This window comes from Streptomyces africanus, from assembly GCF_002150735.1.
Classification (GTDB): Bacteria; Actinomycetota; Actinomycetes; order Streptomycetales; family Streptomycetaceae; genus Streptomyces; species Streptomyces africanus.
Genome location: NZ_MUKA01000094.1, coordinates 30,734 through 30,965, shown reverse-complemented (window position 1 = coordinate 30,965; position 232 = coordinate 30,734). Strand labels below are relative to the sequence as shown.

Sequence of the window (232 nt, the reverse complement as noted above, 5' to 3'; positions counted from 1 at the left end):
CGGTGCTGATCGGTGACGCGGGCGTCGGCAAGACCGCCATCGTGGAGGGGCTGGCGCAGCGCATCTCCGAGGGGGACGTGCCCGACGTGCTGACCGGGCGCCGCGTGGTCGCCCTGGACCTGACGGGCGTGGTCGCGGGCACCCGCTACCGGGGTGACTTCGAGGAGCGGATGAACAACATCGTCGGCGAGATCCGCGCCCACTCCGAACAGTTGATCATCTTCATCGACGA

General features: G+C 69.0%; 1 protein-coding gene. It reads left to right on the top strand.

The annotated features are described in order from the left end of the window. Positions 1–232: AAA family ATPase (locus tag CCL05_RS46155; protein ID WP_425275918.1), on the top strand; the 232-nt coding region annotated here is incomplete at both ends.